Here is an 18,243-nt window from a genome sequence, read left to right as displayed (position 1 = left end):
GGGTGGCGCGATGCGCTGAAGCAGGCGAACATAAGGCTGCCGGCGCATCGAAAACAGCTCCACTCGCCCAAGGGAGGACGACCATGAAAGTGATGGATGCGATCACCGAGATCCTGAAGCGCGAAGGCATCTCGACGATGTTCTGCTTTCCCACCACGCCGATCATCGAGTCCGCGGCAGCGGCGGGCATACGGCCCGTCATCTGCCGGCAGGAGCGCGTCGGGGTGCACATGGCCGACGGCTGCACGCGCGTCGCGAACGGCAAGCCCGCCGGCGTCTTCGCGATGCAGTACGGCCCCGGGGCGGAGAACGCGTTCGCCGGCATCGCGTCGGCGTATTCGGATTCGTCTCCGGTGCTGCTGCTGCCGCTCGGGCATCCGCAGGAGACCGCGCAGACGTTCCCGCTCTTTAATTCGACGCGCACCTACGCATCGGTGGTGAAGCAGGTCGAGCCGGTCGCGCGCGCCGAGCACGTCGTCGCGGCGATGCGGCGCGCGTTCAACGCGCTGAAGAACGGCCGGCCGGGTCCGGTGATGGTCGAAGTGCCGGCGGACCTCATGACCGCGGACTTCGAAGGCGCCGTCGATTACACGCCGATCCGCGCGGCGCGCTCCGCCGGCGACGCGCGCGACATCGACGACGCGGTGAAGCTGATCCTCGAAGCACGCAGCCCCATGATCATCGCCGGCCAGGGCGTGCTCTACGCCGAAGCGACCGCCGAGCTCGTCGCGCTCGCCGAGCTCCTCGACGTGCCGGTGATGACGACGACCGACGGCAAGAGCGGTTTCCCGGAGGACCACGCGCTCGCGCTGGGCTCGGGCGGCATCGTCTACACCGGACAGGGCCGGCACTACCTGCACGACAGCGACGTCATCCTCGCGATCGGCACCTCGCTCACCAAGCACAACATCACGACGCCGGTGCTACCGCCCGGCAAGAAAATCGTCCACGCGACGAACGACGCCCGCGATCTGAACAAGATCAACGAGACGCAGATCCCGATACTGGGCGACGCGAAGCTCGTGCTGGCGCAGCTCGCCGAAGCGGCGAAAGAGCGCCTCGGCGGCAAGCCGCGCAGGACCGAGACGCGGCAGACGATCCAGAAGCTGCGCAACGAATGGCTCGGCCGCTGGGAAGCGAAGCTGCGCTCGACCGAGAAGCCGCTCTGCCCGTATTTCGTCATGTCGGAGTTCATGCGCGTGATCCCGTCGGAGGATGCGATCGTCACGCACGACTCGGGCAGCCCGCGCGACCAGCTCCTGCCGTTCTACGTCGCTTCGAGGCCGCGAGGCTATCTGGGCTGGGGCAAGTCGCACCAGCTCGGCACCGGCCTCGGGCTCGCGATCGGCGCCAAGGTCGGCGCGCCCGACAAGTTCTGCGTGAACTTCATGGGCGATGCCGCGTTCGGCATGACCGGGCTCGATTTCGAGACCGCCGCGCGCTCGGGCATCCCCTCGACCACGATCGTGCTCAACAACAACACGATGGCGATCGAGACCCACGCGATGCAGTACTCGCACGAGAAATACAAGACGCGCGACCTCGGCGGCAGCTACGCCAACATCGCCAAAGACCTCGGCGGCTGGAGCGAGCGCGTCGACAATCCGGCCGAAGTCGGCAATGCCATACTCCGTGCGCGCGAGCAGAACGAGAACGGCCGCGCGGCCTTGCTGGAAATGATCACGAGCGCGGAGACCGCGTTCTCGCACCGCCGCGGCGCGGCCTGACCACCACCAGAGGAAGGAAGATGAGCGAAACCTTACGCGTCGGCGTCGTCGGCGCAGGCGGCAACACCAAGCTGCACCATATCCCCAAGCTCAAGAAGATCCCGGGCGTCGAGATCGTATCGGTCTCGAACCGCTCGCGCGCCTCGTCGGAAAAGGTCGCGCAGGAGTTCGGCATCCCGCGCGTGCACGACCGCTGGCAGGAGCTCGTCAACGATCCGGCGATCGACGCGGTGGTGATCGGCACGTGGCCTTACATGCACTGCCCGATCACGCTCGCCGCGCTCGACGCCGGCAAGCACGTGCTGACCGAGGCGCGGATCGGGATGAACTCGACCGAGGCGCGGCAGATGCTCGCCGCCTCGCGCGCGAAGCCCAACCTCGTGACGCAGGTCGTGCCGGGCCCGCCGACCTTCGCCGCGGATCCGATGGTCATGCACCTGCTCGCCGACGGCTACATCGGCGAGCTCCAGTCGGTCGATCTCAAGGTGCCGGCGGGGTTCGTCAACCGCGACGCGCCGATGCACTGGCGCATGGACCGCGAGTTCTCGGGCATGAACATCATGTCGATGGGCATCTGGTACGAGTCGATCTCGCGCTGGCTGGGTCACGCGGTGGCGGTGACGGCGCGCACGCGCCTCGCGGTGCCGTACCGCATGGACAAGGATAGCGGCGAGCGCCGCGCGGTCACCGTTCCGGACCACGTCGAAGTGCTCGCCGACTACGCCAACGGCGCGATCGCGCGCATGCACTGGAGCTCGGTCGCGGGCTTCATGCCGGGACCCGAGGTGTGGCTGTACGGCAGCGAAGGCACGCTGCGGCTCGAGCAGCGCGGCCGCGACAACCTCGTGCTCTCGGGCGGCAAGCGCGGCGACAAGGCGATGTCGATCATCGAAGTCCCCGCGGACAAGAGCTACAAGTGGCGCGTCGAAGAAGAGTTCGTGTCGGCGATCCGCGGCCAGGAGCAGGTGCGCCGCACGTCGTTCGCGGACGCGGTGCATTACATGGAGTTCACCGAAGCGGTACACACGTCGAGCCGCGAAGGACGGCGCGTTCATCTGCCATTGGCATAACGTTTGCAACTAATTGGGGTCAGGTCCACATTCTTGATTGAGAATGTGGACCTGACCCCAATTGGACGCAAAGGACTAACGATGGCAGCCAAAAAACGCACGACGCATCGCAGCCGGAGTAATTCCAAGCTGTACGCCGAGCGCAGCAGAAAAGGTGAGTTCGAAGACATTCAGACCTACAAACGCGCGCACGGACAGGACGTGAAGCGCGTCTCGAAGGCCGAGACGGCGGCAAAGAGGAAGGCCGCCGCGAAGAAGAAGAGCGCGGCGAAGAAGAAGGGCCCGGCGAAGAAGAAAACCAGGGCGGTCCGCAAGGCGGCCGCGCCCAGAAAGAGCGCCAAGAAGAAATAACGCCGGTTGCGATACGATCGGGCTCTTCACGAGGAGGAGCCCGTCGATGAGCAAACCGGTCTGTGTGCTGTGGCTGAACGAGTCGCCCACCTTCGAGCAGGCGCTCGAGCGCAAAGGGGTGCTCGACCGGCTGGAGATCCATAGCTTCAAGCGCGACCAGGCGCTGCCGGACGACCTCGCCGGGCGCGCCGAGATCCTCGTCGGCTGGGAGCCCGACGGCGCTCTCAAACAGGCCTCTCGCCTGCGCTGGGTGCAGACGATGACCGCCGGTGTCGAGTCGTGGCTCGAGAGCCCCGACCTGCCGGACAGCGTGACCCTCACCTGCGCGCGCGGCTCCCACCGCCTGTCGATGCCCGAGAACATCCTCGGCGCGCTCTTCCACCTCACCAAGCCGTTCATGCCGATCGTGCTGGACCAGCGCGAGAGCCGCTGGACGCGCCGCACCTGCGGCACGCTCGCGGGCAAGACGCTCGGCATACTCGGCCTCGGCGCGGTCGGGCAGGAGCTCGCGCGCAAGGCGGCGGGGCTCGACATGCGCGTCATCGGCACCAGGCGCACGGCCTCTCCGGTCGCTCACGTCGACAAGGTCTACGGCTCGGCGGAGACCGACGAAGTGCTCGCAGCGTCGGACTACGTCGTCGTATTGCTGCCTGCGACGCCCGACACCGACCGCTTCATCAACGCCGCGCGATTGAAGCGCATGAAGCCCACCGCCTACCTGATCAACTTCGCGCGCGGCGCGGTGATTCACGACGAGGATCTCATCGCGGCGGTGAAAGCGAAGACGATCGCGGGCGCGGTGCTCGACGTGTTTCGCCAAGAGCCGCTCCCCGCGTCGGATCCCTTCTGGCAGACCGAAGGCATCCTCGTGTTGCCGCACATCGGCGGCGGCCACCCCGGGCGCAGCGCGGCCGTCGCGGACATCTTCGCGGAGAACGCCAGGCGCTATCTCGCGGGCGAGCCGATGACCGCGCTGGTCGACCGCGCCCGCGGCTACTAAATCGGGGTCAGAGTCACATTATTGTTCCCGAATCTGACTCTGACCCGGAGGTAACAGTTTGTAAGACCTGACGACTCCGGCGGCGGCTGCGCGTTGAATATCGCGTAAGACACATACGAAGGAGTCGTCATGAAAAAGCTGCTTGCAGCGCTCGCACTCGGCGCCGCCGTGCTGTCGGGATGCGTCGCCTACCCTGTCGACGGACCGCGCCACGATTACGGCTATCGCGACTCCGGCTATCGTGGCAACGGCTACGGCTATCGCGACCGCGATCGCGACGGCGTGCCGAACCGCTACGATCGCCGGCCGGGGGATGCGCGGTATTACTGACCGGCAGATTTGGGGCGTGCGTCTCGAAAGCTTTGGTGTGCAGTCCGGTGGTAAAGTGCATCCATGAAGATCACTCTGGACGTGCCCACCAATCTCGAGGCGCAGCTCGCTGACATCGCCGCTCGCTTGAACGTTTCCGTCAGCGACCTCGCCGAAGCGGCAGTTCGCGACCTGGTCACGCAGCCGGGAGAGGATTTCGAACAAATCGCTTCGAGATTGCTGGACAAAAACCGCGAGCTGCACCGCCGTCTCGCCTAGCTAGGTGCGATACCTTTCGCTGGCTGAGGTTCTCGAGCTGTAGTTGGATTGGGTTCGCACGCACGTCGTTGCTCTGCGCTGAGGTGGCCGTCGGTGCGGCGGCTACTGCTGAGGTATCCCCGCTTCCTTGATCACCCGCGCCCAGCGCGAGATCTCGCCGCGGATGAACTGGTCGAACTGTTCGCGCGTGGTCTCCGGGCCGCCCATCATGAGCTCCTCGAGCCGCGCGTGGACGTCGGTCATGCGCAGCACGCCGTTGACGTCCGCGTTGATCTTCTCCAGCACGGCCGGCGGCGTGCCGCCCGGCGCGCACACGCCCTGCCACGAGCTCACCTCGTAGCCGGCCAAGCCCGCTTCCTGCATGGTCGGCACCTCGGGAAAGGTCGCGGCGCGCTGCGCGGTCGTGACCGCGAGCGGCCGCAGCCGCCCCGACTGCACCGGTGCGACGCTCTGCGGAAAGTTCGAGATGTTGATCGGCACCTGCCCGCCGATCGTATCGGTGATCCCCTGTGCGCCGTTCTTGTAGGGGATGTTCACGATGTCGATCTTCGCGATCAGCTTGACGAGCTCGAACGAGAGCTGCGGTGAAGTACCGACCAGCCCTGACGTGTAGGAGAGCTTGCCCGGATTTCGTTTGGCGTAGGCGATGAGGTCCTTCATCGACCTGAACGGCGTCGACGGGTGCGTCGTGACGATGTTGGGCGTCGTGCCGATGCGCGTCACCGCCGCGACGTCGCGAAGCTGGTCGTACGGCATCTTGACGAACAGCGACACCGCGATCGCGCTCGACGCGATGTTGCACTGGATCAGCGTGTGCCCGTCCGGTGGCGATTTAGCGACGAAGTTGGTGCCCATGGTGCCGGCCGCGCCGACGCGGTTGTCGACGATCACCTGCTGTCCCCAGATGCGCGAGAGCTTGTCGGCGATGAGCCGTCCGACGATATCGGGCGAGGTGCCCGCGCCGAACGGCACCACGTAACGCACCGGTTTCACCGGGAAAGTCTGCGCAACGGCAACGGAGTGCGGCAGGACTGCGGACGCAAGGATGGCGACGGCGGCACGGCGCATGGCGGTCCTCCCCGGGGGTCAGGTCCACATTTCGCGGAAATGTGGACCTGACCCCAATTATTGCAGCGGTATGGCGGCGTCCTTGATGACTTTGGCCCAGCGCGCGATCTCGGCGCGGATGAAGCGGTCGAATTCGTCGCGCGTGGTCGGCGGGCCGATGACGACGAGCTCGTCGAAACGATGCCGGATGTCGGGCATGGCCAGGATCGAGTTGAGCTCCGCGTTCATCCGGTCGAGCAGCGCCGCCGGCGTCCCCGCGGGCGCGCACAGGCCGTACCACGAGTTCACTTCGTAGCCGGGGATGCCCGACTCCTGCATCGTCGGCACGTCCGGGAGCTGCGATATGCGGCTCGCGCTGGTGATGGCGAGCGGACGCAGCCGCCCCGCCTGTATCGGCGCGACCGCCGACGGCACGTTGACCATGCCGATCGGCACCAGCCCCGCCATGTTGTCGGTCACGCCCTGCGCGGAGTTCTTGTAGGGCACGTTGACGACGTCGATCTTCGTCACCAGCTTGACCAGCTCCATGGAGAGCTGCGGGGAGGTGCCGACCAGCCCCGACGAATAGCTCAGCTGCCCCGGATGACCTTTCGCGTAGGCGACGAGCTGCTTCACCGTCTTCACCGGCAGCGAGGGATGCACGGTGAGGATGTTCGGCGTCATGCCGATGCGCGCGATCGGCGCCAGGTCGCGCACCTGGTCGTACGGCATCTTCGCGAACAGCGTCACCGCGATCGCGCTGGAGGCGATGTTGCACTGGATGAGGTTGTAGCCGTCGGGGGCGGACTTCGCGACGAACGCGGTGCCGAGCACGCCGGCGACGCCGACGCGGTTGTCGACGATCACCTGCTGCCCCCACGTGCGCGTGAGCTTTTCGGCGACGAGCCGGCCGACGATGTCCGGCGCCGCGCCTGCGCCGAAAGGCACCACGTAGCGCACCGGCTTGGAAGGGAACTGGCCGGCGCTCTGACACCACGCGGTGACCGGCACCAGAGCCAGCACGGCCGCAAGCATGACGCTCGTACAGCGCATCGCGTTTCCCCTCCGAAACGGTGACGCTTCGATCGAGGGCCCGGAGATTGCCGGGCCGATGGAGAGCTACGTTACCAAAGGAGCGCCTGCTCATGAAAGTAGCGGCCTGGAACATCGAGAACGCGCCGCCGCGCCTGTCCGTCCTGCCGCAGGTCGCCGAGGCGCTCGGCGAGCCCGAGGTGCTCTGTCTGCAGGAGGTTCGGATACGGGCGAAAGACGCCGAGGCCGTCGCCGCGCTCGAGCGCGCCTTGCCGGGTTATCGCTGCCACCACTCGCTCGCCCGCGACGCGCGTAACGTCACGTTTCGCGGCGGCCGCATGTACGGCGTCGCCACCTACGTGCGCGGGCGCTGGCAGGCCCTGGTGCCCGAATGGGATCTCGAAGGCCGCGTGGTCGTGGTGCGCAAGCGTGGCCTCGCGGTGGTCAACGTCTACGCGGTGAACGGCACGTCCAGGCCGTATTTCGACGCGAACGGCCGGATCGAAGGCGATCGCCACCGGCTCAAGCGGCGCGTGCAGAACAGCATCATGGATCTCGGCCGCGAGCTGCGCCGCGACGGCGGCGTCATCATGGCGGGGGACTGGAACGTGTCGCGGACCAAGCAGGACACGTATCCGCGGCTGAGGACCGAGGAGCCGCACGCGGGCGCCAGGGCGGAGCTCAACGCACGCATCGTCGAAGAGGGGTTCGTGGACATCTGGCGCGAGCGCAACCCGGAAGCGCGCGCCTATACGTGGTTCAACAAGCGTTCGCGCCGGCTCGACGCCGCGCGCGTCGATTACATCCTGGTGTCCGAGGATCTCGTGCCGCGCGTGCGCGGCGCCGAGATCCTCGATTTACTGCGGTGGAGCGACCACGCGCCGCTGACGGTAACGCTGGCGCCGTAGCAGGCGCGGCAACGCACCCTGCGAATAACATGTAGCGCCGGCAGGCGCATAAGCGCGCCTTTTGCGCGGGGAGGTGCGGCCATTCAGGCCGCACCGACCAGCGGCGTAGGTCTTTCAGTCCGTGATCGACTCCCGCTTCGCGCGAATCGCCGGCAGCAGCATGACGACGACGATGACGCCGGTCGCGATGATGAAGCTCAGCGAGATCGGCCGCGTCACGAAGACGCTGGGATCTCCGCGGGAGATCAGCAGTGCGCGCCGCAGGTTCTCCTCCATCAGCGGTCCCAGCACGAAGCCGAGCAGCATCGGCGCGGGCGGGCACTCGAGCTTCACCCACGCGAAGCCGACGACGCCGAAGAACGCCGTCATGTAGATGTCGAACGCGCTGTTGTTCACGCTGTAGATGCCGATGCACGAGAACGCCATGATGCACGGGAACAGGATGCGATACGGCACCTTCAGCAGGCTCACCCAGAGACCGATCAGCGGCAGGTTCAGGATGACGAGCATCGCGTTGCCGATCCACATCGAGGCGATCAGGCCCCAGAAGAGGTCGGGTTTCTGCGTCATCACCTGAGGCCCGGGCGCGATGCCCTGGATCGTCAGCGCGCCGAGCATCAGCGCCATCGTCGCGCTCGCCGGGATGCCCAGTGTCAGCGTCGGGATGAACTTGCACTGCGCGTCGGCGTTGTTCGCCGATTCCGGACCGGCGACGCCTTCGATCGCACCCTTGCCGAAGCGCGACGGGTCTTTCGCGATCTTCTTCTCGACCATGTAGGACGAGAACGACGCGATCGACGGCCCCGTTCCCGGCAGCACGCCGAAGAACGCGCCGATGCCGGTGCCGCGCAGGATCGCGCCGGAGCTCTGCTTGATGTCTGCCCAGGTCGGCCACAGGTTCTTCACTTTCTTGGTGAAGACCTGGCGTTCCTCGGGATCGCCGAGGTTGGTCACGATCTCCGCGATCGCGAACACGCCGACCGCCAGCACCACGAAGCCGATGCCGTCGGTCAATTCCGCGATGCCGAAGCTGAAGCGCGCCATGCCCGAGTTCACGTCGGTGCCGACGACGCCGACCAGCAGACCGAGCGCGACCATCGCGAGCGAGGTCATCATGTCGCCGTGCGCGAGCACCGCGGCGGTGACCAGGCCCATCAGCATCAGCGAGAAGTATTCGGGCGCGCCGAACTTGAGCGCCATCTCCGCGATCGGGGGCCCGAACAGCGCGATAATGAACGTGCACACCGTGCCGGCGAAGAACGAGCCGATGGCCGCGATGCCGAGCGCAGGTCCGGCCCTGCCCTGCCGCGCCATCTGGTAACCGTCCATGCACGTGACGACCGCCGACGTCTCACCCGGCAGGTTCACGAGAATCGCGGTGGTGGAGCCGCCGTACTGCGCGCCGTAGTAGATGCCCGCGAGCATGATGAGCGCGGAGACCGGAGGCACGTTGAAGGTGATCGGCAGCAGCATCGCGATGGTCGCGAGCGGTCCGATGCCGGGCAGCACGCCGATGAGCGTCCCGAGGAAACAGCCGAGAAAGCAGAACCACAGGTTCTGCATCGAAACGGCGACGCTGAAGCCGAGAAACAGGTTGTTGAAGAGTTCCACGTTTACATCCCCAAGATGAGCGGATACGGCAGGCCGAGCCCCAGGATGAAGACCGCCCAGCAGGCGATCGTCAGGCCGATCGCGAGCAGGATCACCTCGAGCAGCTTGAACTGGTTGCCCGCATACGCCGAGACCAGGATCAGGACGATGAGCGCCGGTATGAAGCCGGCATGCTCCATCAGCAGGCCGAAGATCACCGTCGCGAGCGGCAGGATGCACAGCGCGCGCAGCGACCACGTGCCTTCCACGCGCTCGGGCTTGACGACGCCCTTCAGCAGCATGCCCAGCCCGAACAGGATGATCACGCCGGACAGGACGTTAGGGAAGTAACCCGGCCCCATGCGCAGCGCGCTGCCCATGGGGTAATCGCGCGCCATCAGCATCGCGATGCCGCCGATGCCGATGAACATCAGGCCCGAGAGAAAACGTTTGTTGTTGCGAAGCTCGACCTTCACGGGCGCCTCCTGTACGAAGGCGCCCCGATGGGACAGTCAGACATGCTGCACTCCTCGAATGGGTTTTGTGACACCGCGCCTTGCACAGGCGGCGCCCATCCTAGGCGCGGCATTCCCCCGCGCAAATTCGGAAAAACCCCGAGTAAGCGCGAACCATGGTCACGAGTTTTAAAAGTCTGTAAGTACGGGACGCCGGACCCGGTCTACAGGTAACGCAATGGCGCAAAGGAGGCGCGCTTTATGTACACCATCGGTCGGCTCGCGCGGCGCGCGCGGGTCAATGTCGACAGCGTCCGGTTCTACGAGCGCCAGGGCCTGCTCGCGCCGGAGAGCAAGACGGCTTCGGGCTATCGCCTGTACGGCGACGAGGCGCTGCGGCGCATCGTGTTCATCAAGCACGCCCAGCGCTGCGGTTTTTCACTCACCGAGATCGGCGATTTGCTGCGAATGCACAACGGCACCGTGGCCGAGCGGCGGCACGCCAACGACCTGCTCGTCGAGAAACGCATGCAGATCGAGCAGACGATCGAGTCGCTGCGCACGATGTGCGCCGCGCTGGACTCGGTCCTGCCGTCGTCCACCGACGAGGATGCGCCCATCACCACGGTCGAGAGTCCGCTGGTGGTCGCGCTCGCCGCCCGGCTCGCCCAGCGCGTCGCTGCGTAGGTGCGTTACGCGCCGCCGGCGCTAACGCACCCTACGCATCGGCTGTAGGACCGTAGGGTGCGTTAGACGCGACGCGTCGTAACGCACCGCCTCGGCCTCAAACTTCGCCGTAGTGGATCCGGCGATACGCCATCGACGGGATCGTATCGTCGACGTGCAGATCCCACAGCTCCGCGGTATCGCCTTTGCAGTGCGCGGCGAACAGATCCTCGAACCGCCCCAGCGAATTCACCTTCTCCCCGCGCAATCCGAAGCCCCGCGCGATCGCCGCGATGTCGCCGCGGCCGTGCTGCGACTCGGCGGCGTCGTAGCCCTGCGCCCTGAACTTGTGGACTTCGGCGCCGTAGCCGCCGTCGTTCACCGCGCAGATCAGCATCCGTATGCCGTGGCGCCTGAGCGTCTCGAGCTCCTGGATGTGCATCATGAGGCTGCCGTCACCCTCGATCAGCAGCACCTTGCCGTCGCCGCGCGCGGCGGCCATGCCGATCGCGATCGCGAACGCCGAGCCGATCGCGCCGAACTCGTTGGTGACGTGCACGTTCTCCGCGCGCCGGCCGTGCATGTGCGTGACCGCGATGCCGGCGAAGTGCGCGCCGCCGCTCACCACGGTCCAGTCCTTGGGTATCGCCGCGTCGAGCTCGATCATCGCCGGGCGCGGATCGATGAGACCGGGGGCGACCAGAAACTCCTTCGGGTCGGGCCGCGCCTTGGTCGCCGCGATCTGATTCGCGAGCATCGGCGTCCGCGCGCCCGAGGACGAGTGCCCCCGCTGCTCGAGCCTGGCGAGCAGCGCTTCCGCGGTGGCTTGGGCATCGGCCTTGATGTGCACGTCCGCGACGCGCAGGCCCTGATACAGACCGCGCGGATTGAGGTCGACGTGCACGCTCTTCGCGTTCGGGAAGAGATAGCCCGCCTCGGTCGTGTAATGCCCCATCCCGGCGCCGAAACCCAGGACGAGATCACTTTCGGCAAACTGCTCGCGCGCGAGCGGGCTTGCGTACGCGCCGGCGATGCCGATGCCGTATTTGTTGTGGTCGAAGAATCCTTTCGCGAAGAGCGACGTCGACAGCAGCGCTCCGCAGCGGTCGGCGAGCGCTTCGAGCGCCGGACCCGCGCCCGAACGCACACAGCCGCGGCCCGCGAGGATGATCGGACGCTTGGCTTCGGCGATCATCGCCGCGACCTTGTCGACCATCGCCGGATCGGGCGCGGGACGCTGCGGCGTCGGCATGAGCTCGGTCGACGGCGAGTACTCCGCGCCCCACGGGAACGGCTGCTTCTGAAGATCCATCGGCACGCCGAGCACCACCGGCTGGCACTCCTGCCGCGCGATATAGAACGCTTCGCGCACGGTGTCGAGCATGCGGTCGACGCTCTTCACCGCGAGATAGCGCGCGCCGGTCGCGGTGGCGAGCGGCCCGAGCTCGAGCTGCTGCACGTACCACGCCGAGGTCGTCGGCGAATCGCCGGCGAACACCACGAGCGGGATGCTGCCGCGCGAGGCGGTGGCGAGAGCGGTCATGATCTGCGTGAAGCCGGGGCCGCAGGTGACGCTCGCCACACCCACCTTGCCGGTATGTCTCGCGTAGCCGTCGGCCATCGCGACCGCGCAGTGCTCGTGGCGCGCGTGCACGACCTTGACGCCGTACTGCTGCGCCATGATCGCGCCCCAGTACATGTTCGCGTCTCCGAGCAGCGCGTACATCGTATCGACGCCTTCGGCGACGAACGCCTGCGACAGAACCTCATAGCCTTTGGGATCGCTCATTCCTCCGCCTCGCCTTTCTTTCTGATGAGTCCACGCGCGCCGTCCACGATCGCGCGCCCGATGATTTTCGTGCCCGATGCCGCCGGCGCCTGCTCGATGACCGCGTCGGCGCCCTTCTCGCGCCGCTGCTCGATGACGTTGGCGATGTTCGCCGCGAAGTCCTTCATCAGCGCGCGCGCGACGTGTATGCCGCCTGCCGACGCGAACGTCTCGAGCGGGCCCGCGACTTCGAAGCCGCCTTCCATCGTCACCTCGGTGGTGTCGCTCCCGCTCGCACGCAGATCGAAGTTCGCACGCGCGCGCGAAGCGCCTTTCTGGTCGATGCCGCGCGCTTCGATGACGCAACGCTTCGCGGGATGATCGTAGTTCAGCCTGGTCTCGCCGCGGAACACCGCGACCGTCGGCCCGAACTTGAACGTCACCTTGCCGCGATAGGCGCCCTCCGGCGTGAGCTCGGTCAGCTCCGCGCCGGGGATGCATGCGGCGACCACGGCTGGATCGGACATCAGCGGCCAAACTTCGTCCGGCGGCGCAGCAATCGCAAATTTTTCCTTCAGTTCCATCGACCTCGCTCCATCGTCTATTCACCGGGCATGTTAGCTGCAACGGACCCCGGCAATAGTTCCCGAGGAGAACCGCCATGATCCGGAAATACTGCACCGTGCTTGCAGCGGCGGTCGCGGGCGCCCTTGCAGGGTGCGGCCCCATGCCGACCACGCAGCCGTACACGATCAATAACACCTTCACGCCGACCAACACCAACACGAACGCGAACACCAACGCCAACACCAACCAGAACACCAACGCCAACCAGAACGCCGGCGCGGGCGCCAACGCCAGTCAGTCGGCGGCGCCGACGGCCGGCACCGCGGGCAGCACCGACACCAGCGTGAAGTCCGGCTCTGCGGCGCCGAGCTCGAGCGGCAGCAGCGCACAAGGTGCGCCGAGCAGCAGCGGCGGCAGCGGCACCGCGAGCGGCACTTCGCCTTCGAACACCAACACGACCAACAACGCGACGGGCACGACCAACCAGAGCTCGAGCGGAAACCAGAATGTCGCGCCGAGCGGCAGCGCGACTCAATCGTCGCAACCGGCGGCAGGCACCGCGTCGAGCAGCAATACGACCGTGAAACCGGGCAGCGGGACTCCGTCGAGCAGCGGCACCGCGAGCAACAGCAGCGCGAGCAAGCCGACGACATCGACCAGCAAACCGTCGAGCACCAGCGGCACCGGTTCGACGACCAGCCCGAGCGGCGGCGGGACTACGGGCACCGCACCGAAGTAACGGCGGCACAGTGATCGTCATCGCGAGGAGCCCATCGGGCGACGACGCGATCTCGTGGCGCACGTCATCGGACGCTCCGGGATTGCTTCGTCGCTATCGCTCCTGGCAATGACATCTAGGCCGCGATCCGCAGAATCTCCGCGAGATCGTCGGCACTCTTAACCGGACGCGGATTGGTCGAGATCGGCCCGGTGCCTTTGTATTGCCGAGCGAGCTCGGGGATGCGGTCGGCGGAGATGCCGATCTCCTGAAGCGTCGTCGGCAAACCCAGCGACTTCACGAACTCACGCAGCGCTGTGCTCGGACGGGCGCCCGGCCTTCCCAGCTTTTCGGCGACGACCCGCTGGCGCTCCGCGTTCACCGGCTCGTTCCATTGCAGCGTCGCCCACAGCGAGATGCACGACGTGATGCCGTGCGGGATGCCGAGGTATCCGCCCAGGATGTAGCCGATGCCGTGGCTCGCGCCGTTCGGCACGAGGTGAGTGCCGCCGACCTGCGTGAGCCACGAAGCCATCTGGCACGCGAGACGCGCGTCGAGATCGTCGGGACGCGCTTTCACGGCGGGCAAGCCGGACGCGAGCATCTCCATCGCCTGCACCGAAAGGCCGTCGGTCAGCGGATGCGCCTTGACCGAGCACCAGTGCTCGACCGCGTGGTCCATCGCGCGCATGCCGGTCGAGAGCATCAGCTCCATCGGCGTCTCGAGGGTCGCGGCGGGATCGATGATCGCGCACAACGGCGCCATCTTCGGATGGCTGAACGAGAGCTTCACCCTCTGCTGCATGTCGGTGACGCCGGCGCTCGCGGTGAACTCGGCCGCCGACAGCGTCGTCGGCACCGCGGTCATGCGGATGCGGTCGGTGTCCTGCACCGTCAAGCCCGGCGAGCCGCGCCTCAAAGCCAGCGCCGACAGCGCGTCGACGTCGGTCGCACCGCGCCAGAGCGCGACGAGCATCGTCTTGGTCGCATCGGTCACCGAGCCGCCGCCGACCGCGAGCAGGTGATCGGCGTCCGTCTCGCGCGCGAGCCTGGCGCCCGCAATCACCGCTTCACGCGGCGAATGCGCGTGTATGTCGGAAAAGCGCCCGACGCAGCGATCGCCCAGCGCGGAGCTCACTGCGTTGACGAGCCTGCTGTCGGCGAGCGAGCGCGTGGTGAGCAGCAGCACGCGTTTCGCGCCGATGCGCTCCATCTCTTCGGGAACCGCTTTCGCGGCGGGCTTGCCGTGTACGACGCGCTCCTGCGCGGTCCATTGAACGACGCCTGTCTGCATGTCCTCCCCCTCTGTCAGAACGGGCCGTGCAAACGATACTCACCGTCCGCGCACCAGGCCCCGGTCTCTACGATTTTACGGAAGACGTGGACCGATGTTCGTGCAGGAGAATGCCGATCCGGACGCGAGACGCGATCTCGAAGAATTTTTCAGGCGGATCGCGCCGCCCTCGGACACATGCGCGGCGCGTGGCCGCGCATATCGGTTCTTAATCCACGAGCTGGGGCCGGCTCAGCGGATCGAAGTCGAGCCACTCGCCTTCGTTCCACACGCCGGTCGCGTGCTCGATGTCCTGCGCACCCGCGGCGCGCAACGCCTCGATCGCCCGATCGGCGCCCGAAGTATCCGCGCACACCGCGACCAGGATGCCCGAGCGCCGCTCGACGGGCTCGCCGCGCTCGGCCTTGCGTTCGATCTCGCCGCCGCCCGCACCCTGCATGCTGCCGATGAGCGAGCCGCCGTAAGCGCCCACACCCGTGCCCGCGATCGCGCCGGCGACGGCCGCTGCCGGCGCTGCGAGCGGCGCCGCGGCGATCCCCGCCGCGAGCCCGACCGCGCCGCCGACGACCGCGCCCGCCGCGGCTTTCGCGCCCGCGTGCCGCGTCCCGACTTCGGGCTGCTCGTTATCGACGATCGGAAGGTTGCCGTGCATTCCGGGAGGCGAAATATAGAAGGACTGCAAATCCCTCCTCGTGAAACCCGCGCGCTCGAGCGCGGCCATGCCTGCGTCCGCGTGTTCCTGCGTATCGAAACGTCCTGCGATGATGGTGGACATGCGTATTCCCTCGATTTCTTTCGATTTCTGCAACAGGTGCAATACGCATACCCTCCCCGAGTTCGTGTCAAAATCGCCGCATGTCCGAACCCCAGCAGTGGGCTTTCCACGACTCGGTCCAGCCCAAGGCCGACGAAACGCAGTTCGATCTCGCGGCCGCGCTGGACGCGATGGTGCTCGTGCGCGCCGAAGTTCCCGCGGACGGGTACACCGCGTCGACGCTCGGCACCGAGCGCGGCGGCTACGGCGCGGTGATCCGCGAGGACGGCCTCGTGCTGACGATCGGTTATCTCATCAACGAAGCTTCGCAGATCTGGCTCACGACCAATCGCGGCCAGCTCGTCGAAGGCTATCGCCTCGGCTACGATCACACGACCGGCTTCGGCCTCGTCCAGGCGCTGGGCAAGATGTCCGCCACGCCTTTGAAGCGCGGGCTCGCGTCCGACGTGAAGGTCGGCGATACCGCGTTCGTGCTCGGCCACGGCGGCATCGAGCACGCGCTCAAGACCCAGATCGTCGACAAGCGCGAGTTCGCGGGCTCGTGGGAATACGTGCTCGACGAGGCGATCTTCACCACACCCGCGCACCCGCAATGGGGCGGGGCGGCGCTGCTCGATACGCAGGGCGACCTCATCGGCGTCGGCTCGCTGCTGGTGCAGCAGGACGTGAAAGGCGAAGCGGCCCACGCCAACATGTTCGTGCCCGTCGATCTCCTGCACCCGATACTCGAAGGCCTGACGACGACCGGCCGCAGCCCGCAGCCGGCGCATCCGTGGCTCGGCATGTCGACGCAGGACAGCGACGGCAAGCTGATCGTGAGCCGGCTCACGCCGGGCGGTCCGGGACACACAGCCGGCGTGCAGGCCGGCGACATCGTGCTGAAGGTCGGCGGCACGCGCGTGACCGAGCTCGCCGAGATGTTCAGGAGCGTATGGCGGCTCGGCGCGCCGGGGATCGAAGTGCCGCTCACGCTGGCGCGCGGCGGCGACGTGCTGCACATCACGATCAAGTCGGGCGACCGCCACGACTTCCTCCGCAAGCCCAAGCTGCATTGAGCATCGCGCAGATACAGATCCGCTACGACGAGAACGAAGATCGCCTGCTGCTGCGGTTCTCGACGACCGGAAACTGCGAATACCGTTTCTGGCTCACGCGGCGCTTCGTGAAGCGCCTGTGGACCATGCTCGTGCGCATGCTCGAATGGGACCAGGCGGTGAAGCAGCAGGTCGATCCGGCCGCGCGCCACGAGGTGCTCGACATCCGGCACGAAGGCTACGCGCGCGAGGCCGATTACAAGACCGAGTTCCGCGAGCAAGCCCGGGACGCGCCGCGCACCATGCCGCTGGGAGACGCGCCGGTGCTGCTCGGCCGCGCCGAAGGCAAGAAGCAGCCCGGCGGCGCGCAGATCCTGAGCCTGCGGCCGATGCAGGGTCAGGGCATCGACATCACCTGCGACACGCGGCTGCTCCACCTCTTCATGCGCCTCCTGCGCGAGCAGGTCGCCAAGACCGACTGGGACGTCACTCTCGCGCTGCACGAAGGGCAGGCGACCGCGCCGGCGCAGCCAGCGCAGCCGCGAACGGTGAACTAGCTACGTCGTCATTGCGAGGAGCGACAGCCGAAGCCCCGGAACGGCATCCGGGGGACGAAGCAATCCCGATGCTTCCGATAACGTGCGCCACGAGATCGCCTCGGCTCGCTGCGCGAGCCTCGCGATGACCAGCTAATCCAGCTTCAGGTTCGCGGCCTTGACGACCTTCGCCCACTTCTCGGTCTCGGCGCGCAGGAATTCGGAGAACTTCGGCGGGTCCATGAGCATCGGCTCCGCGCCCTGCGTGAGCAGGAATTTTTTCATCTCCGCGCTCTCGACGATCTTCGCGATCTCGCCGTAAAGCCGCTGCACGATCGCCGCCGGCGTGCCGGCGGGCGTCATGATGCCGAACCATGAGGCGACGTTGAAGCCGGCGAGACCCTGCTCCGCAATCGTCGGTACGTCGGGCATGACCGCCGAGCGCTCGAGTGTGCCCATCCCGAGCGCGCGCAGCTTGCCCGCCTTGATCTGCGGACCGCCGGCGACGAGTCCCGAGCAGTACATCTGGGTCTGTCCGCCGACCGTGTCCATCATCGCCGGCGCGCCGCCTTTGTACGGCACGTGCCGGATGTCGATCTTCGCCATCGACTTGAAGAGCTCCCAGCACAGGTGCGGCGTGCCCGCATTGCCGGAAGACGCGAACAGCAATTGCCCGGGCCTGGCCTTCGCCAGCGCGATGAGCTCCTTCACGTTCTTCGCCGGCAGCGACGGATGGATCATCAGCATGTACGGCACGTTCGCGACCATCGCGACGGGCGCAAGGTCCTTCTGGTTGTCGTAATGGAGCTTGAACACCGAAGGCGCGATCGCCTGCGGCCCGTTGGTCGCGACCAGCAGCGTGTAGCCGTCGGGCGCCGCTTTGGCGACGTACTCCGAACCGACGTTGCCGCCCGCGCCGGAACGGTTCTCCACCAGCACGCGCTGCTTCAGGCCGGCGCTCAGCTGCTCGGCGAGCGCGCGGGCGATGATGTCGTTGCTGCTCGAGCCCGCGGGATACGGCACGACCAGACGCACCGGTTTCGACGGATAGTCCTGCGCGGCCGCGCCGCACGCGAACAACAGCAACACCCAGATGAAACGCTTCATGACTTCTCCT

General features: G+C 66.9%; 20 protein-coding genes. 11 read left to right on the top strand and 9 right to left on the bottom strand.

Features of this window, described 5'->3' with window-relative positions; all coding sequences use genetic code 11:
• Positions 1–2 precede the first annotated feature (2 nt).
• The 6 genes from VHP37_13605 to VHP37_13580 all read left to right on the top strand — a co-directional run bounded on the left by VHP37_13605 (position 3) and on the right by VHP37_13580 (position 4,736).
• Entirely contained in the window at positions 3–1,727 is a 1,725-nt protein-coding gene (locus VHP37_13605; protein ID HEX2827379.1) for a thiamine pyrophosphate-requiring protein, read from the top strand.
• A gap of 20 nt (positions 1,728–1,747) precedes the next feature.
• Positions 1,748–2,797 carry a Gfo/Idh/MocA family oxidoreductase gene (locus tag VHP37_13600; protein HEX2827378.1) on the top strand — a complete coding sequence of 350 codons (1,050 nt, stop codon included), beginning with the start codon at positions 1,748–1,750 and terminating at the stop codon, positions 2,795–2,797.
• Between the two features lie 81 nt (positions 2,798–2,878).
• The gene (locus tag VHP37_13595) at positions 2,879–3,148 is read left to right on the top strand and encodes a hypothetical protein (protein HEX2827377.1); all 270 of its coding nucleotides are present in this window, start codon (positions 2,879–2,881) and stop codon (positions 3,146–3,148) included.
• A gap of 46 nt (positions 3,149–3,194) precedes the next feature.
• Positions 3,195–4,148 carry a D-2-hydroxyacid dehydrogenase gene (locus tag VHP37_13590; protein ID HEX2827376.1) on the top strand — a complete coding sequence of 318 codons (954 nt, stop codon included), beginning with the start codon at positions 3,195–3,197 and terminating at the stop codon, positions 4,146–4,148.
• Between the two features lie 129 nt (positions 4,149–4,277).
• On the top strand, positions 4,278–4,478 hold the full coding sequence (locus tag VHP37_13585; GenBank protein ID HEX2827375.1) for a hypothetical protein: 201 nt from the start codon (positions 4,278–4,280) through the stop codon (positions 4,476–4,478).
• Between the two features lie 63 nt (positions 4,479–4,541).
• Positions 4,542–4,736: a hypothetical protein gene (locus VHP37_13580; GenBank protein HEX2827374.1), complete on the top strand. Its 195-nt coding sequence runs from the start codon at positions 4,542–4,544 to the stop codon at positions 4,734–4,736.
• Between the two features lie 102 nt (positions 4,737–4,838).
• Here the strand turns inward: VHP37_13580 and VHP37_13575 are convergent, their stop codons facing one another.
• Both VHP37_13575 and VHP37_13570 read right to left on the bottom strand, forming a co-directional pair.
• Complete coding sequence (locus VHP37_13575) at positions 4,839–5,804, bottom strand: tripartite tricarboxylate transporter substrate binding protein (protein ID HEX2827373.1); 966 nt, start codon at positions 5,802–5,804, stop codon at positions 4,839–4,841.
• Between the two features lie 57 nt (positions 5,805–5,861).
• Positions 5,862–6,836: a tripartite tricarboxylate transporter substrate binding protein gene (locus VHP37_13570; GenBank protein ID HEX2827372.1), complete on the bottom strand. Its 975-nt coding sequence runs from the start codon at positions 6,834–6,836 to the stop codon at positions 5,862–5,864.
• Between the two features lie 92 nt (positions 6,837–6,928).
• Between VHP37_13570 and VHP37_13565 the strand changes: the two genes are divergently transcribed.
• On the top strand, positions 6,929–7,723 hold the full coding sequence (locus VHP37_13565) for an exodeoxyribonuclease III (protein HEX2827371.1): 795 nt from the start codon (positions 6,929–6,931) through the stop codon (positions 7,721–7,723).
• Between the two features lie 114 nt (positions 7,724–7,837).
• Here VHP37_13565 and VHP37_13560 read toward each other — a convergent pair whose 3' ends face one another.
• Together VHP37_13560 and VHP37_13555 are read right to left on the bottom strand one after the other, a co-directional pair.
• Positions 7,838–9,334, bottom strand: coding sequence for a tripartite tricarboxylate transporter permease (locus tag VHP37_13560; GenBank protein ID HEX2827370.1), 1,497 nt, complete (start codon positions 9,332–9,334; stop codon positions 7,838–7,840).
• A gap of 2 nt (positions 9,335–9,336) precedes the next feature.
• On the bottom strand, positions 9,337–9,789 hold the full coding sequence (locus tag VHP37_13555; GenBank protein ID HEX2827369.1) for a tripartite tricarboxylate transporter TctB family protein: 453 nt from the start codon (positions 9,787–9,789) through the stop codon (positions 9,337–9,339).
• Positions 9,790–10,029: 240 nt separating this feature from the next.
• Between VHP37_13555 and VHP37_13550 the strand changes: the two genes are divergently transcribed.
• Complete coding sequence (locus VHP37_13550; GenBank protein ID HEX2827368.1) at positions 10,030–10,455, top strand: MerR family transcriptional regulator; 426 nt, start codon at positions 10,030–10,032, stop codon at positions 10,453–10,455.
• A 97-nt stretch (positions 10,456–10,552) separates the two neighbouring features.
• On the opposite strand, the gene VHP37_13545 is transcribed toward VHP37_13550, so the two are convergent.
• A complete protein-coding gene (locus VHP37_13545; GenBank protein ID HEX2827367.1) occupies positions 10,553–12,223 on the bottom strand; it encodes a thiamine pyrophosphate-binding protein in 1,671 nt (556 codons plus the stop codon).
• Positions 12,220–12,786 carry an SRPBCC family protein gene (locus VHP37_13540; protein ID HEX2827366.1) on the bottom strand — a complete coding sequence of 189 codons (567 nt, stop codon included), beginning with the start codon at positions 12,784–12,786 and terminating at the stop codon, positions 12,220–12,222. Before VHP37_13540 ends, VHP37_13545 begins: the two co-directional genes overlap by 4 nt.
• A gap of 77 nt (positions 12,787–12,863) precedes the next feature.
• Here VHP37_13540 and VHP37_13535 point away from each other — a divergent pair, with 77 nt between their 5' ends.
• Positions 12,864–13,508 (top strand): hypothetical protein, encoded by a 645-nt coding sequence (locus VHP37_13535; GenBank protein ID HEX2827365.1) that lies wholly within the window; start codon positions 12,864–12,866, stop codon positions 13,506–13,508.
• Between the two features lie 115 nt (positions 13,509–13,623).
• Here VHP37_13535 and VHP37_13530 read toward each other — a convergent pair whose 3' ends face one another.
• Together VHP37_13530 and VHP37_13525 are read right to left on the bottom strand one after the other, a co-directional pair.
• On the bottom strand, positions 13,624–14,781 hold the full coding sequence (locus VHP37_13530) for an iron-containing alcohol dehydrogenase (protein HEX2827364.1): 1,158 nt from the start codon (positions 14,779–14,781) through the stop codon (positions 13,624–13,626).
• 208 nt (positions 14,782–14,989) lie between these two features.
• Entirely contained in the window at positions 14,990–15,556 is a 567-nt protein-coding gene (locus VHP37_13525) for a hypothetical protein (protein ID HEX2827363.1), read from the bottom strand.
• 80 nt (positions 15,557–15,636) lie between these two features.
• Between VHP37_13525 and VHP37_13520 the strand changes: the two genes are divergently transcribed.
• Together VHP37_13520 and VHP37_13515 are read left to right on the top strand one after the other, a co-directional pair.
• Positions 15,637–16,611, top strand: coding sequence for a S1C family serine protease (locus tag VHP37_13520; GenBank protein ID HEX2827362.1), 975 nt, complete (start codon positions 15,637–15,639; stop codon positions 16,609–16,611).
• On the top strand, positions 16,608–17,147 hold the full coding sequence (locus VHP37_13515; GenBank protein ID HEX2827361.1) for a hypothetical protein: 540 nt from the start codon (positions 16,608–16,610) through the stop codon (positions 17,145–17,147). Before VHP37_13520 ends, VHP37_13515 begins: the two co-directional genes overlap by 4 nt.
• Before the next feature lie 132 nt (positions 17,148–17,279).
• On the opposite strand, the gene VHP37_13510 is transcribed toward VHP37_13515, so the two are convergent.
• Complete coding sequence (locus tag VHP37_13510; protein HEX2827360.1) at positions 17,280–18,233, bottom strand: tripartite tricarboxylate transporter substrate binding protein; 954 nt, start codon at positions 18,231–18,233, stop codon at positions 17,280–17,282.
• Positions 18,234–18,243 lie beyond the last annotated feature (10 nt).

The sequence above is a fragment of the Burkholderiales bacterium genome (assembly GCA_036262035.1).
Classification (GTDB): Bacteria; Pseudomonadota; Gammaproteobacteria; order Burkholderiales; family SG8-41; genus JAQGMV01.
Note: the sequence above shows the minus strand (reverse complement) of the source record. Positions and strands in the feature narration are given on the sequence as shown.

Bases quoted from the DNA above. Each gene is read 5' to 3' on its own strand.
- VHP37_13600 (HEX2827378.1), top strand. From the start codon at position 1,748: ATGAGCGAAACCTTACGCGTCGGCGTCGTCGGCGCAGGCGGCAACACC.
- VHP37_13595 (HEX2827377.1), top strand. From the start codon at position 2,879: ATGGCAGCCAAAAAACGCACGACGCATCGCAGCCGGAGTAATTCCAAG.
- VHP37_13590 (HEX2827376.1), top strand. From the start codon at position 3,195: ATGAGCAAACCGGTCTGTGTGCTGTGGCTGAACGAGTCGCCCACCTTC.
- VHP37_13585 (HEX2827375.1), top strand. From the start codon at position 4,278: ATGAAAAAGCTGCTTGCAGCGCTCGCACTCGGCGCCGCCGTGCTGTCG.
- VHP37_13580 (HEX2827374.1), top strand. From the start codon at position 4,542: ATGAAGATCACTCTGGACGTGCCCACCAATCTCGAGGCGCAGCTCGCT.
- VHP37_13575 (HEX2827373.1), bottom strand. From the start codon at position 5,804: ATGCGCCGTGCCGCCGTCGCCATCCTTGCGTCCGCAGTCCTGCCGCAC.
- VHP37_13570 (HEX2827372.1), bottom strand. From the start codon at position 6,836: ATGCGCTGTACGAGCGTCATGCTTGCGGCCGTGCTGGCTCTGGTGCCG.
- VHP37_13565 (HEX2827371.1), top strand. From the start codon at position 6,929: ATGAAAGTAGCGGCCTGGAACATCGAGAACGCGCCGCCGCGCCTGTCC.
- VHP37_13550 (HEX2827368.1), top strand. From the start codon at position 10,030: ATGTACACCATCGGTCGGCTCGCGCGGCGCGCGCGGGTCAATGTCGAC.
- VHP37_13545 (HEX2827367.1), bottom strand. From the start codon at position 12,223: ATGAGCGATCCCAAAGGCTATGAGGTTCTGTCGCAGGCGTTCGTCGCC.
- VHP37_13540 (HEX2827366.1), bottom strand. From the start codon at position 12,786: ATGGAACTGAAGGAAAAATTTGCGATTGCTGCGCCGCCGGACGAAGTT.
- VHP37_13535 (HEX2827365.1), top strand. From the start codon at position 12,864: ATGATCCGGAAATACTGCACCGTGCTTGCAGCGGCGGTCGCGGGCGCC.
- VHP37_13530 (HEX2827364.1), bottom strand. From the start codon at position 14,781: ATGCAGACAGGCGTCGTTCAATGGACCGCGCAGGAGCGCGTCGTACAC.
- VHP37_13525 (HEX2827363.1), bottom strand. From the start codon at position 15,556: ATGTCCACCATCATCGCAGGACGTTTCGATACGCAGGAACACGCGGAC.
- VHP37_13520 (HEX2827362.1), top strand. From the start codon at position 15,637: ATGTCCGAACCCCAGCAGTGGGCTTTCCACGACTCGGTCCAGCCCAAG.
- VHP37_13510 (HEX2827360.1), bottom strand. From the start codon at position 18,233: ATGAAGCGTTTCATCTGGGTGTTGCTGTTGTTCGCGTGCGGCGCGGCC.